9 protein-coding genes and 1 pseudogene are annotated in these 13,970 nt (G+C 42.4%); 1 reads left to right on the top strand and 9 read right to left on the bottom strand.

From position 1 onward, the window contains the following. Positions 1–207 (top strand): annotated as a pseudogene (locus AC1DU2_RS11785) (hypothetical protein); the annotation flags it as partial. 502 nt (positions 208–709) lie between these two features. Here AC1DU2_RS11785 and AC1DU2_RS11780 read toward each other — a convergent pair. The 9 genes from AC1DU2_RS11780 to AC1DU2_RS11740 all read right to left on the bottom strand — a co-directional run bounded on the left by AC1DU2_RS11780 (position 710) and on the right by AC1DU2_RS11740 (position 13,949). Next, positions 710–2,992 (bottom strand): GH92 family glycosyl hydrolase, encoded by a 2,283-nt coding sequence (locus AC1DU2_RS11780; protein ID WP_477359555.1) that lies wholly within the window; start codon positions 2,990–2,992, stop codon positions 710–712. 203 nt (positions 2,993–3,195) lie between these two features. Continuing rightward, the gene (locus AC1DU2_RS11775; protein WP_477384568.1) at positions 3,196–4,701 is read right to left on the bottom strand and encodes a RagB/SusD family nutrient uptake outer membrane protein; all 1,506 of its coding nucleotides are present in this window, start codon (positions 4,699–4,701) and stop codon (positions 3,196–3,198) included. A gap of 23 nt (positions 4,702–4,724) precedes the next feature. Then, the gene (locus AC1DU2_RS11770) at positions 4,725–8,078 is read right to left on the bottom strand and encodes a TonB-dependent receptor (RefSeq protein ID WP_477359561.1); all 3,354 of its coding nucleotides are present in this window, start codon (positions 8,076–8,078) and stop codon (positions 4,725–4,727) included. 349 nt (positions 8,079–8,427) lie between these two features. Continuing rightward, positions 8,428–9,642 (bottom strand): FecR family protein, encoded by a 1,215-nt coding sequence (locus AC1DU2_RS11765; protein ID WP_477384566.1) that lies wholly within the window; start codon positions 9,640–9,642, stop codon positions 8,428–8,430. Between the two features lie 90 nt (positions 9,643–9,732). Next, positions 9,733–10,377 (bottom strand): RNA polymerase sigma factor, encoded by a 645-nt coding sequence (locus AC1DU2_RS11760; protein WP_477384564.1) that lies wholly within the window; start codon positions 10,375–10,377, stop codon positions 9,733–9,735. Between the two features lie 154 nt (positions 10,378–10,531). Continuing rightward, positions 10,532–11,134, bottom strand: a complete 603-nt coding sequence (locus AC1DU2_RS11755) for a TMEM175 family protein (RefSeq protein ID WP_477384562.1) — start codon at positions 11,132–11,134, stop codon at positions 10,532–10,534. A 27-nt stretch (positions 11,135–11,161) separates the two neighbouring features. Continuing rightward, positions 11,162–12,376: a glycoside hydrolase family 88 protein gene (locus AC1DU2_RS11750; protein ID WP_477384560.1), complete on the bottom strand. Its 1,215-nt coding sequence runs from the start codon at positions 12,374–12,376 to the stop codon at positions 11,162–11,164. Positions 12,377–12,468: 92 nt separating this feature from the next. Continuing rightward, entirely contained in the window at positions 12,469–13,299 is an 831-nt protein-coding gene (locus tag AC1DU2_RS11745; protein ID WP_477384558.1) for an alpha/beta fold hydrolase, read from the bottom strand. Positions 13,300–13,301: 2 nt separating this feature from the next. Further along, positions 13,302–13,949 carry a LamG domain-containing protein gene (locus AC1DU2_RS11740; protein ID WP_477359579.1) on the bottom strand — a complete coding sequence of 216 codons (648 nt, stop codon included), beginning with the start codon at positions 13,947–13,949 and terminating at the stop codon, positions 13,302–13,304. Positions 13,950–13,970 lie beyond the last annotated feature (21 nt).

Below are 13,970 nucleotides of genomic sequence, written 5' to 3'. Positions count from 1 at the left end.
GTAAAGACGCTTCTGCATATGGCTGCACTGGTGGCGATTCAGTATAATGATGAACTAAGGCTTTACTACGAACGAAAAGTCAAAGTCGAAAAAAAGAGCAAAATGAGCGTAATTAATGCGGTCAGGAATAAACTTGTGCAGCGCATCTTCTCCTGTGTTAACCAAAACAGAAAGTATGAAAAAAATTATCTTAAATTAGTTGCATAGATCATAGAAATCGAGTATCCACCAGCCTATGCTTGAAAAAACAGTAATGACATAATTGTAAACGGGGCTTTTGTAGAGACGCAACATTTTGCGTCTCCCGCATGCAAATCACACATGCAAGTTGAGCCTGTAAATTTTGAATGTCCTGGGGGAGACGCAAAGTATTGCGTCTCTACATTAAAAAAACAACCCTGATAATCAATAGCTTAAAATCATGTCATTATAAGGCACAAAGCAATGACGGTAGTTTAGTGCATTCGCTTAACTATATCCGTTGCGCGTCATAACATTTTTTTTCAGATTTTACCTGATGGATACCCGCAATGACGGTAGCTTAGAACATTCGTTTAACTACATCCGTTGCACGTCATAAAAATTTTCTTCAGGTTCTATCTGGTGTGCAATGACATAATAAAAAAAGCCTTGCGAAGTTTTGAAAACTTCGCAAGGCTAGTATTTGTAAATAAACCCGCTATCGTTCCCCCTTCAGGGGGTTAGGGGGCTATTCGTTGGATAACGAGTAAGGCACATCGCTATCCTTCACCCCTCTTGTTTTATTTGGTGCCGGGGCCATGTTAAAGTTGATGGCGGCACCTTTTAACAATTCCTTGTGGCTTAACCAGTTCAAATCATAAGGCCTGCCATTTACACTCATGGTATTGATGTACCTGTTTGCGTAGTTATTATTGGCAGCATTAATGGTTACCATTTTGCCGTTCTCGAGCTTTAAGGTGATCTTTTTAAACAAAGGCGCACCCAGCACATATTGGTCGCTGGCCGGCGTTACCGGGTAAAAGCCCATGGCCGAGAATACATACCAGGCAGATGTTTGCCCGTTATCTTCATCGCCGCAATAGCCATCAGGGGTAGCTTTGTATAATTTGTTCATTACATCACGCACATGCAGCTGGGTTTTCCAAGGTTCGCCGGCGTAGTTGTACAGGTATATCATGTGTTGTATAGGCTGGTTGCCATGAGCATATTGTCCCATATTTACAATCTGCATCTCGCGGATTTCGTGAATGGTTTCGCCGTAATAACTGTCATCAAAAACTGGCGGCAGGGTAAATACCGAATCGAGCTTGGTAACAAATTGCTTTTTGCCGCCCATCAGGTTTATCAACCCCTGGATATCATGGAACACACTCCAGCTATAATGCCAGCTGTTGCCCTCTGTAAAGGCATCGCCCCATTTAAACGGACTAAAAGGGGTTTCAAATGAGCCATCCTTATTTTTGCCACGCATTAATCCGGTTGATGGATCAAACAAGTTTTTATAGTTCATGCTGCGCTTTTTGTACACATCAGTTTCAGAAGCAGGTTTGCCTAAGGCTTTACCCAATTTGTAGATGGTGAAATCGTCATAAGCGTACTCCAGGGTACGGGCAGCATTTTCGTTTATCTTTACATCATAAGGTACATAACCTAATGTGTTGTAATACTCCACCCCTTCGCGGCCGGTTGCTGCGGGGCCTTTGTTATTGGCGCCATGTACCAGGGCCTCGTACAGTTTCTCGATATCGTAACCTTTGCCACCTTTTAAGTACGCTTCGGATACCACAGATGCAGAGTTGTTGCCTATCATTACCGCAGAGTATCCGGGGCTCGACCACTCCGGCAGCCAGCCGCCTTCTTTATAATCGTTAATAAGGCCTTCCTGCATCTCTTTATTGATAGACGGATAAACCAGGTTCAGGAATGGGTACAGCGCCCTGAAGGTGTCCCAAAAGCCTGTACCAGCAAACTTATAGCCGGGGAATACTTTACCTGTAGATGCGCTGTAGTGTACAATATTTCCTTTCTCGTCTATCTCATACAATTTATTAGGGAAGAAAACCATGCGGTACATACAAGAGTAAAAAGTACGGGTCTGGTCGATAGTGCCGCCCTCAACAGTCAAGCGGCTAAGGGTTTTATTCCAAACGTCCTTTGCTTTTTGTTTGGTTACATCAAAGCTATCGTTACCCACTTCCCTTTTCAGGTTTAGTTCGGCCTGCTCAATACTGATGAATGACGAAGCTACCCGCAGATGTACTTTCTCGCCATGGGTAGTTGCAAAACCTATTAAAGCGCTTGCATGCTCGGCTTTCAGTTCCAGGCCATTGCTCAGGGTAGTATCGCTGTAGGTTTGCGCAATGGTGATGGGCTTATCTACATAAATAACAAAATAGTTTTTAAAGTTTTTTAACGGGCCGCGGGCGTATTTGGTAGAGTAACCTACTATCTTCTTCTCGCCGGGAATAATCTTTACGTATGACCCTTTGTTCAGCGCGTCTATCACAATAAATGAGCTGTCTGTTTTGGGATAAGTAAACCTGAACTGGGCCGCCCTTTCGGTCGGAGTAATTTCGGTAGTTACGTCATGATCGGCCAGGTAAACGCTGTAATAATATGGCTTGGCTGTTTCGGCTTTGTGCGAAAACCAGCTTGCCCGGCCGTTTTGCGATACTTTTAAATGTTTGGTTACCGGCATTATAGCAAACTGCCCGTAATCGTTCATCCATGGCGACGGCTGGTGGGTTTGCTTAAAGCCGCGTATTTTATGGGCATCATAAGTATAAGCCCATCCATCGCCCATTACGCCGGTTTGAGGTGTCCAGAAGTTCATACCCCAGGGGAGCGCAATTGCCGGGTAAGTGTTACCGTTGGATAGGTCATAATGCGAATCGGTACCCATCAGCGGGTTAATGTATTCAACAGGGTCGGTTACTTTATTTACCTGCTGCGCCATGGCACAGGTGGCAGCCATTAATAATGAACCAATAAGTACAATGCTTTTCTTCATTCGGGGAGACATTTAATGTTTTTCAATTTACCTGTAAATATAAAAGACCGGCTGCAATGGCCGGTCTTTTATATTTAAATATTTGCCTCACCTAAATCCTTTCTAAAGGGGCCTCACCCTGCCCTCTCCAAAGGAGAGGGTTCTTGATTTGAATGTTTTTTTAAGTCCTCTCCTTTGGAGAGGATTTAGGTGAGGCTTCTATTTTACCAACCTGGGTTTTGGGTTAGTTTAGCATTGGTACTAATCTCGCGCTGCGGAATAGGCCACAGGTAATACTGAGCTTTCATGGTTACATTTTGCTCGTTTTTGGTTGATGTAGCATCACCAAAAGTATTGTTGATAACATCATAAACCTGGTGGGTACGCTGTATATCAAAATAAGCTTTGTTTTCATAGGCCAGTTCATGATAGCGCTCTTTCCAAACCTCTTTGCGGAAGGCGTCCTGGCTTAAGGCGCCTATCGGTGCCAGTTGTGCACGTGCCCTTATTTTGTTAAGCTGGGCAATTGCTGTTGCATTAGGGGCTCCTTCTGCTTCGTTACTTGCTTCTGCATAAATCAGCATGGCTTCTGGCAAGCGTAAAAAGGTCCAGTTTTCATCGCTTTGACCATTACCTGTAGCACTCTCTACGTGGAAATATTTGTAAAGGGCATGCTCGCCAAAGTTGATAATAGTACCATCTTTAGATGATGGGTAGCTTGAAAAGTAAAACTGTCGTTCTTTTGCACGTAAGTCGCCCGCCTCGTAGCTGTTAAAAAAGGCATTGGTAGGTATCATAGCACCAAGGTGATCGCCATATACACCAACCAGTAAGTTAAATGGAACGGTTAACTGGGGTATGGCATTTGTAGCTACACCAACCAGGTAGTTGGATTGAAATATCAATTCACCCTGGTTTTTGTGTGCATTGTCATGCAGGTAATCGTACTTATCAAACAAGGTGTAAGCGTTGCTATTTATAACCGGCAATATTTCGGCAGCAGCCAAAGCATAATTGGCGGTCTTTTTAAGCGGGAAACCCGCAGTGGTTAAATAAACACTGGCCAACAAAGTGCGCACAGCGGTTAACGTAACCTTCCCTGTTTTATCAGACTCGGGCAGGCCCGACGCTTCTGCGGCTTTTAAGTCGCTGATGATTTGATCATACACAGCAGCGGTAGCTGTACGTGCAGGATAAAGATCAGGGCTTGTAAGGCTAACCGGCTGGGTAATTAATGGTACATCGCCGTATAACCTCACCAGGTGATAGTAAAAGAACGCTCTTAAAAAATAGGCTTCGCCTAATAAGGCTTTTTTATCAGCATCGGCGAAGGGAGTGATTGGCGGAATATTCGCAAGGGCGAGGTTGGCGTTCGATATTGCCGCGTAGCTATTTTGCCATACATCCTCAAAACCCGGGTTAACCGCATCTGTACGGTTGTTGATAACGTTATTATTGTTAACGCTTTGCCCTAATGATGTGGTGTGGCCTGCAAAAAGCTCAATGGTAATAAACGGGCTTTCGCCGTAAGCATCGCCGTTTTGAAATAGGTATAGCTTTTGGTAAATACCATTAACAAATATACGCGCCTGGTTTGCACTGGTAAAATAATTGCTTTTTACAAAACCGCCCTTATTCTTTTCAACAAGTTCGTTTTTACAGCTGCCAACCAGTATAGTAAGAATCAGTAATAAGTAACCGATCCGGTATTTTTTTAAATTAAACTTCATAATAATATGTTTTAACGTTTAAATTAGAAACTAACATTTAAGCCAAGCAGGAAGGTTCTTGGTTTTGGATAATCGTAAAACTGGATGCTTTGATTAAAGTTGCTGTTATTGTTAGGATTCTTAGGATCGTAACCATAAGTAGAAACTTCGGGATCGTAACCAGTATACTTGGTTATCACAAACAAGTTTTGAGCCTGCGCATACACCCTTAGCCTGCTCAATTTGATTTTAGCTATTGAAGCAGTTGGGAAAGTATAACCAAGTGTTACCGATCTGCCGCGGATGAAATTACCACTCTCTACCTTAGTCGAATAAATCTCCGTTTGGTAATACACATAAGCCGGCCTGTCTTCTGCGATGCTTGTATTTTGATTAGTCGGAGTCCATGCGTTTAATACGGTTGCATAGCTGTTAGCCTGGCCTGTGCGATCCTGACCCGAGTGGCGGGTTAGGTTCATGATCTGGTTACCATAGTTAAACTGCAGATCGATACCCAAATCGATGTTTTTATAACGGAAGGTGTTACTTAATGTTCCGTATCCATCTGGTATTGATTTACCCAGGATCACTTTATCATCGGCTGTAATTTTGCCGTCGCCGTTAGTATCCTGTATTTTCAGGTCGCCTGGTAATTTGTTAAATATTGCGGCCTGCGATGCTTCGGCAGTACCCCATGTACCCAACACTTTGTAACCGTAAAAGCTACCCGCAGGTAAACCTACACGCATCAGGTTAAATTGTGAAAGGAACGTTGGCGATAAAAATATATCATCGTTTGAGGCACCCAAAGCCAATATTTTGTTCTTTAAGAACGAGATGTTGAATGTAGTATTCCAGGAGAAATCCTGGCTTTTGATATTTTGTGTACTGATAGTTAACTCCAAACCTTTGTTTTGCAGCCTGCCAATGTTTTTGTAAACACTGTTAAAACCGCTGGTTTCTGGCAATGGCGCGTTAAGCAGCAAGGCTTTGGTTTTCTTTAAATAGGCATCTGCCTCAATATTAACACGGTTGTTAAATAAACCTACAGAGAAACCAAGATCGTACTCCGCGGTTTTTTCCCATGAAAGATCATTGTTGCCAATTGATGTTAGCTGTGTACCTACAGCCTGGGCTCCATTAAATACATAATTAACTGTACCAATTTGCGCTTGTGAACGGTATTCGCCAATTTCGGAGTTACCTGTTAAACCGTAGCTCAACCTGAATTTAAGATCAGAAATTGTTTTGTTGTCCTTCAGGAAATCTTCTTGTGAAGCCCTCCACGCAAAAGCGGCTGATGGGAAAAACCCTGTTTTTACATTTGTACCAAAACGGGAAGAACCATCCTGACGACCGGTAACCGTTAACAGGTATTTTTCATTATAGTTATAATTTAAGCGTCCAAAATAAGAGCGCATTTGCCATGCATCATAATTTGATGAAGGAATACCTGGGATAGAACCTGCGCCTAAATTATAATACTGGTAGTAATTATCGGCTAAGTTGCCGGTAGATGCGCCTAAACCTGTTTGCTGAAAGTTTTGCTGCTCGGTGCCTGCAACTACGTTAATAGTATGCACCTTATTAAAGGTTTTGGTATAAGTAAAGTGATTTTCCCATTGCCAGAAAGTATTGTTCTGCTCATCAATTGATGCCGAACTGTTTGTTTGGCTGGCTACAGAACCACCTACTAAACCACTTTGAAAGTGCGGGTTATAATTGGCGGCTGTTGTTACACCCAAAGTACTGCGAAATTCAAGGCCGGGTATAATGTTTATATTCAGGTAACTGTTACCACTAAAAATACGTTTGCGGTAAAGTGCTTCAACTTCGTTGGCCTGGGCCACCGGGTTATCGCCACCTTCTAAGTTTGGATAATCAGTGCGTTTACCGTAGGTTCCATCAGGATATTTGATTGGAATAAAAGGAACCATCTCAATTAACATACGCGGAATGTTATTGCCTCCTGTACCATCATCAGCTGTACGTTGATCCTGGGTGTTGTAATTTAAAGTGGCACCTACCTTTAACCACGGTTTAATTTGGTTATCGAAAGTTAAACGGGCATTATAGCGTTTTAAATAGCTATTTAAAATTATACCCTGATCATTAGCGTAGTTTAAAAAGAAACCATAGGTTAACTTGTCTGAACCACCTGTGAAATTCAGGTTATGATTTTGACTTACCGCATTACGGGTGGTAGCTTTTTGCCAATCCACATCATACAACGGCTTAAGGTTTGAGTCAAATAACTTACCTATTAAAGCGGTGCGTAATTTAACAGGATCCTGGTCGGCATATTTGCCAGATGCCCAGCCTGTAGGGTCATATTTTTTAATGTTGGCGTATGAAAGGTCTTCAACAGCCATAAATTGAGCCGAATTCAAAACAGGTAATTCTTTGGCCATGTGACCTACGCTTACGTAGCTATCATAGCTTATGGTACCTTCTCCTTTTTTACCGCGTTTGGTGGTAACTAAAATAACGCCGTTTGCACCGCGTGTACCGTAAATAGCAGTTGATGACGCATCCTTCAGCACATCTACCGATTCGATATCATTAGGGCTTATCGAGTTACCGCCCTCTGTCCATATCACACCATCTACTACGTACAAAGGATCTGTACGGGTGTTGATGGAACTGTAACCACGAATCCTGATCTTGGTGTTACCACCTGGCGCGCCAGAGTTTGTAGATACGTTTACACCGGCAATTTTACCTGATAATTCCTGCTCCAGGTTGGTTTGCGGCCTTTCCTGTAACTGCTTTGAGTTTACACTACCTACCGAACCTGTTAAATCAACACGTTTTTGGGTACCATAACCAACAACAACAACTTCACTTAACGCTTTGGGCGCTTCGGCAAGTAACACGTTTAGTGTTGTTTTACCGCCAACAGGAACCTCCTGCGTGTTGTAGCCAACAAAACTGAATACCAGTGTTCCGTTTTCGGGTACGTTTAAACTGAATTTACCGTTTACATCGGTTTGGGCGCCTTCATTGGAACCTTTGATCCTGATGCTTACACCAGGCAGCGGGCCTTTTGAATCAGACACAGTACCCGATACTTTAATATCGGCAGCAGCATCTGCATTTACCGCGTCCTTCTTTTTAACCACAATGGTTTCCTGGAAAATTTTGTAGGTTAAGGGCTGATCTTTAAACGCCTGGTCAAGCGCCTGTTCAAGTGTAACGCCCGAAACTTCGATATTAATAGCGCTTGCTTTAGCTACATCCTGTTTCTCATACATGAAATGATAACCAGTTTGTTTCTCGATAGAACGTAGTACTTTTTCGACACTGGCATTTTTTTGGTGCAGGGTAACAACCTGGCTGTAGGTTTTGGCGCTTACGTTGGTAAGTACCGCCACCATAATAATAACTGTTAGCTTCATAGCTAAAATTATTTTGGATAATTGGGGCCATACCAAAGGCGTGGCCTTAGAATTAAAATTCATAAGTTTGTAGAGTTTGGGTTAAACATTAACTTTCAATTCGTCGATTGCATTTTTTTGGGGCCCAGATGCTTAGCCGGGAAAGTACTGCGAATACTTCCCGGTTTTTTATTGGTTATATTTTGGCACCGGCATGTTATTTAAACATGAGCGACGAGCCATTTTACCATGCAAGCCCCGCCCGGGCTAACTTATATTTGGTATTTCTTCCATCATAGCTTTTTTAAAAAGTGAGTAATTGGTTGTTGATTAGTTGTATTTAAATTGGTTATTAATTGGGGTTGATTATTTATGGCAGCACCGTTATATGTTTGTCTTCAATTTTAAAATTAACGCCCATATATTTTAGCATTCCCATCAGTTCGGACGCCTTTACATTACGCGAAATGCGACCGGTAAACTCTTTTGCCGGTATTTTGCCGGCAAAGCTCACCTGCACATCGTACCAGCGCGCTGCCTGCCTCATAATGGCCTCGATACTTGCATCCCTGAACTGGAATATCCCCTGCTTCCAGGCAACAGCATCGTCTGCATCTGCTTCATCCGTTATTTTTATAGGCCCGTTTTGCTTAAGTAATGCTTGCTGCCCGGGTTTTAAAAGACCGCTAAATTGTTTGTTGCTGATTTTCACAGATCCTTCTAACAACGTTGTCTTCATAGCATCTTCATCATTATAAGCCATAATGTTAAAATGGGTACCCAGCACTTCAACAACGGTATTATTTACTTTTACTTTAAATGGCATCTTCGCATTTTTGGCCACCTCAAAATAAGCCTCGCCAGTAATTTCAACCTCCCTGGTTGCGCCCTTAAATGTTGCCGGGAAACTTAACGACGATGCCGAGTTTAGCCAAACCTTACTGCCATCATCCAATACCAGCTGATACTGCCCTCCGCGCGGGGTAGATACAGTATTCATAGCAGCAGGTACATCAGCGCCTCCGTTTTTACCCCCTTCGTACACTAACTGGCCATCATGTGTTTTTTTGATATGAGCATTGCCTTCATTAGCCAGTAAACCATTTTTTGCGCTATCCAGCGTTATAGTTTTACCGTTGGCCAGGGTAAGCACGGCCTTGTTGCCACCGGGCAAAACATCATGCACCGGCACAGGCTTTAGCCTGGCCTGGGCCCGTTTATTTGCTGCTGTTTTGTGTTGATTAATTAAAACATAGGCACCAAAGCCAACAAACACCATCATAGCGGCTGCAACACCAACTTTTAACCATAACTGGTTTTTATTTGGTGGCCTTATGGGGTGTATATCGTCAGGGTGAGATTTACTTTGAAGAATATTATTAAGCATCTCCATGCTTTTTGCGGCATCAAAAAGTGTGTCATCTGCCTGGAGGGCATTCCAGGCTTCATGAATAAGTGCAGTAAGCTCCGCATCATTAGCAGATGAGTTGATGATTTCAAACAATTCATCCCTCTCCTGCTGCGTAGCAGTTTGGTGGTAATAACTATTAAACAGGTAGTTAAGCCTTGCATTAAATGCACTCATACAGGTAGATGTTAATTCATATTATAAATTGGTAAATGCCGAGTTTGGGGTCAACTCACACATAAGACAATAAATGCGATAAAAAAGGGGCTATCGCTTTTGAAAAAAAATAAAAAAAGTTTTTATTGCCAATAAAACAACCGAATATACATCCAAATGGCTCCGTACATAATCGGTTATAGAGGTTGTGGCTATTTGCAGGTATTTTTTTACCGTTTCGCGGGACAGTTTAAGCTGATCGGCAATTTCGTTGTACTTCAAACGATTGTGCCTGCTTAGCAAATATACTTTTTGCTGTTGCGATGGCAGGTGATCTATTGCTTCATCCAATAAGTTATAGTATAAGTTATCCTGCTGATCGCCCATGATCAAACCAAAACTGCTCTCTTCCAGTTTTTTTGCCTGTACCTTTTCTTTCGCCAGCTTTTTGAGGCAATTAAGGGCATGGTTTTTTGATATAACAAACAGGTAAGCCTTAAAGTCTTCTACCTGCGCCAGGGTTTCGCGCGCCATCCATATTTTCAAAAAAACATCTTGTACAACTTCTTCGGCCAGTTCTATTGAGTTGGTGACGCGATGAATATGAACCCCCAATTGCTGATGGTGTATAATAAACAAGCGGCGAAAAGCATGTTCATCCCCTTCCGCTACCTGTAATAGCAAATCCTTGTCATGATGTTGCGGCGATGCCCTTGCAAGCAATTCCGGCTCATGGTTATAAGCAATATCCAACATAGGTAAACGTGTAGTAGTGCAAATAATGGTTAATTAAAATGCAATAAAAATCACTTAGGTTAAAACACTACTACAACTACGAAATTGCGAAATAGTTTATACTTTTTTATCAACTAAATTGATTTAGTTGATATTATTTTGAGTTAAAGCCTATTTATAGCTGGTTGTCAGTATCATGATGGGTAAGTTTATTTTCGATCCTTTTATCGGGAATAAACCAAATACCGGCTACCAAAACATATAGCGCCATAGCGCCACTGGCACTAAACCACGATAAACAAATGGCTACGGCATATAAAATAACAGATATTTTACCCTTCCAATCTTCGCCAAAGGCCTGTGCCAACAAAGAGTGTTCGCCGTGATGGCGAACAAGATTTTTCACCAGGATTGAATAGGCTATGCCATTCATCAGCAAAACAAAACCGTAACACATTACAGGCCATTTGGCAAAATGATTTTCGCCCATCCACCCGGTTACAAATGGTATTAACGATAGCCAAAACAGCAAATGCAGGTTGGCCCACAGCGTTTTGCCATTTATTGATTTTACCGCCTGCAGGGTATGATGATGGTTGTTCCAATAAATACCTACGTAAACAAAACTCAATACATAGGTCATGAAAACCGGAATAAGCGGCTTTAAAGCTTCAATACTATCGCCGTGCGGCACCTTCATCTCTAATACCATAATGGTAATAATGATGGCGATAACGCCATCGCTGAAAGCCTCTAACCTACCTTTACCTAATGCCATTTTATAATTTATACAGCTAAAAGTAAGTTATTTTTTTGTGCCGAATGACAGGTAACGCTGCATCGCCTCGATAAAATAATAATCGGCGTAAGTTAAGGGGACGTCAATTTCTGTCCCGGCAGGGAAATGGCCAACGCTGTGCTGCAAAATAAAACCACCATTAGTACCCGCGGCAGCCATATAGGGGGGCGCCGAAAGGGTTTTCAATATGGTTTGTGCAACATCAAAATACTGTTGCCCCTGTTTGGCATCGCTATACCTGCATAATTCAAGCAGGGCGGATGCCATGACCGACGCAGCCGAGGCATCTTTTAAAGCATTGGGAATGTTGCTTGCATTGTAATCCCAATATGGAATTTTATCTGCCGGCAAATTTGGGTTAGTCAATATAAAATGAGCAATGTTTTGCGCCTGGTCAAGATATTTTTTATCATGAGTTTCACGGTACATAACAGTATAGCCATACAGCCCCCATGATTGTCCTCTTGCCCATGCCGATTCATTAGCGAAGCCCTGGGCTGTTTTCTTTTCTTTTACCGCTCCTGTTTGGGCATCGTAATTTATAACGTGGTACGAACTAAAATCGGGCCTGAAATGATTTTTCATGGTGGTATTGGCGTGGGTAACCGCTATTTTATAATAGCTGGAATCGCCCGTTTCATGGGTTGCCCAAAAAAGCAGCTCAAGATTCATCATGTTATCAATAATCACCAGGTAATCGCCGGGTTTTGAATCCCAGGATTTAATACAGCCCACTGCCGGGTTAAACCTGGTTGACAATGATTTGGCGCTATTAATCAGGATTTGTTTATACTCCGGCTTTGGCTCAATTTTATTGGCGTTGCCAAAGCTGCAATACATCATAAAACCCAAATCATGGGTATGGGTGTTAAATTGCTCTTTAGCTAGTACCCCCATAATACGGTTGGCTTCGGTGAGCAGCTGTTTATCTTTTGTTTCCTGGTATAAAAGCAACAGGCTGCCCGGATAAAAGCCGCTGCACCACCAGCCCGAGTTGCTGTTTTCCTGTTTGTCTTTATCCGGATGGTAAGTTTTCGGGAACTCCTCCGGTCCTATCTTTGTTGCTAATAATTTGTATTGGGCATCTGCGGCAATAAAGTTTTTTTTGAGGGTGTTAGAAAGGTCCTTTTGCGGTTTAAAAACCGATTGCGCATTACTAAAAAAAGCTATCGCAGTTAAGCAAACAGTACAGGAAAGGATTGGCAATATTTTAAATTTCATAGGTATTATTTGGCTGGCAATAAAGTTGCAAATTTTGGTTGGAATTTGCCAACATAAACCGGTGGCTTTATTAACCCGCCCCTATCTATACACTACCGTAAAAAATCGAGCACCAGCTTTTCCATTAACTCTGGCTGCCGGTAAAAAATAATATGGTCGGCATTGGGGATGATGGCCAATTGTGCGTGCGGCAACAATTTGTATACGCGCACAAAGCTTTCTATCGAATTATACCGATCCCTGTCGCCGGCAGTTACCATTACCGGGCATATGATATTTTTTATCTCATCATCGGTAAAAGCTACCTGGTTAACCCATGCCTGTTTCAATAGTTCCACAAATTCATCCCAGCGTTGTGGTTCGGGCATTAGTTTTTTCCTGTCGCTCACAAATCCCGGATCGTCTTTTTCCAACGAGCTGCCGTTTAGTTTTTTAAGCTCTTCTATTAGGCCGGGGCGGTAACTTGCCGCCGAGATATTTCCGCCTGCAAATACCATTTTTTTTACCAAACCGGGGTGATGGATAGCCAGGTCCATTGCCTGCACAGCACCATCGCTAAAGCCTAAAAGTAAAATACTGTCCTTCGTTAGATGTTGGATAATGGCATAGGCATCTTCGGCCATCATATGGTACGTGTAAGGCTTATGCCCTATTTCGGATTTAGCGTGGCCGCGGGTGCCAATAGCTATAACCATAAATTGTTTGGCTAAAGCAGGGATTAGTCTTCCATATTCAGAGATATCGCCATAAAGACCACCGTGAAGCAAAACCAACGGCTTACCGCTGCCGTAAACTTCGTAGTAAATCCTGGTACTATCTTTCATTTTCAGATAATTACCTACGCCTGGGTTATTACCGTATTCGATGGTTTGCGCCATTGCCGAAGAGCAAAAAAGCACCACCATTAACATTATATTCTTCATAACTATTCGAGTGTTTTTATTGTCAGATTCCGGTAAGCGCCTAAGGATGAATTACCATGCCAGTAACCAACAGAGCCAATTTTTAATGTAGGATCAAGCGAGGTGTAAACCATGGCAGGTTTGGCAGCATTGTTCACATACACTTCCATTTTGCGCCCTATAACTATCACTTTAACATGAAACCAGCCGTTAGCAGGCAGTATTGCGCTGGCCTGGTATTTATCGGCCTCATAATCCCACCAGTTAAATTCGGCCTTTTTTTCGGGCATATATTGAATGGCGTTGATGGTACCTGACGACAATGGCCTGAAATATACAGTTTCATAATGATGAGCATCTTTAATCCTGAAGGCAAGGCCGATGTAACCATTGCCTTTTCCTGCAAATGCCAAATCGAAATCGATAATACCATCCTTAAAAATTATTTTTTTTGGATAAGCCAGGCTGGCCGATTTGTAATTATCTATCTTCCGTTTTATCAGCAGCGCTTTTTTACCCTGGTAGCTGCCTAATTCATAGTCAAGGGTATCATTTTTAGGAATATCCCATTCTTTCGGGTTAATGGGCGGCAGGTTCAGCACCTTATACCTTGGCTGGGCACTTACCTTAATAGCTGCAAAAAGAATAAATAGTATCAATAGCTTTTTCATAATTTGACTTTTATAGGTTGG

It is taken from the genome of Mucilaginibacter sp. P4_C11 (genome assembly GCF_056402115.1).
The sequence above is the reverse complement of the archived record's forward strand: the minus strand, read 5'-3'. Positions and strand labels throughout refer to the sequence as shown.

What these genes read in the sequence shown, in the direction of transcription:
- AC1DU2_RS11750 (WP_477384560.1), bottom strand. Translation starts at nt 12,376, where the DNA reads ATGAAATTTAAAATATTGCCAATCCTTTCCTGTACTGTTTGCTTAACT.
- AC1DU2_RS11780 (WP_477359555.1), bottom strand. Translation starts at nt 2,992, where the DNA reads ATGAAGAAAAGCATTGTACTTATTGGTTCATTATTAATGGCTGCCACC.
- AC1DU2_RS11765 (WP_477384566.1), bottom strand. Translation starts at nt 9,642, where the DNA reads ATGAGTGCATTTAATGCAAGGCTTAACTACCTGTTTAATAGTTATTAC.
- AC1DU2_RS11775 (WP_477384568.1), bottom strand. Translation starts at nt 4,701, where the DNA reads ATGAAGTTTAATTTAAAAAAATACCGGATCGGTTACTTATTACTGATT.
- AC1DU2_RS11770 (WP_477359561.1), bottom strand. Translation starts at nt 8,078, where the DNA reads ATGAAGCTAACAGTTATTATTATGGTGGCGGTACTTACCAACGTAAGC.
- AC1DU2_RS11745 (WP_477384558.1), bottom strand. Translation starts at nt 13,299, where the DNA reads ATGAAGAATATAATGTTAATGGTGGTGCTTTTTTGCTCTTCGGCAATG.
- AC1DU2_RS11755 (WP_477384562.1), bottom strand. Translation starts at nt 11,134, where the DNA reads ATGGCATTAGGTAAAGGTAGGTTAGAGGCTTTCAGCGATGGCGTTATC.
- AC1DU2_RS11760 (WP_477384564.1), bottom strand. Translation starts at nt 10,377, where the DNA reads ATGTTGGATATTGCTTATAACCATGAGCCGGAATTGCTTGCAAGGGCA.
- AC1DU2_RS11740 (WP_477359579.1), bottom strand. Translation starts at nt 13,949, where the DNA reads ATGAAAAAGCTATTGATACTATTTATTCTTTTTGCAGCTATTAAGGTA.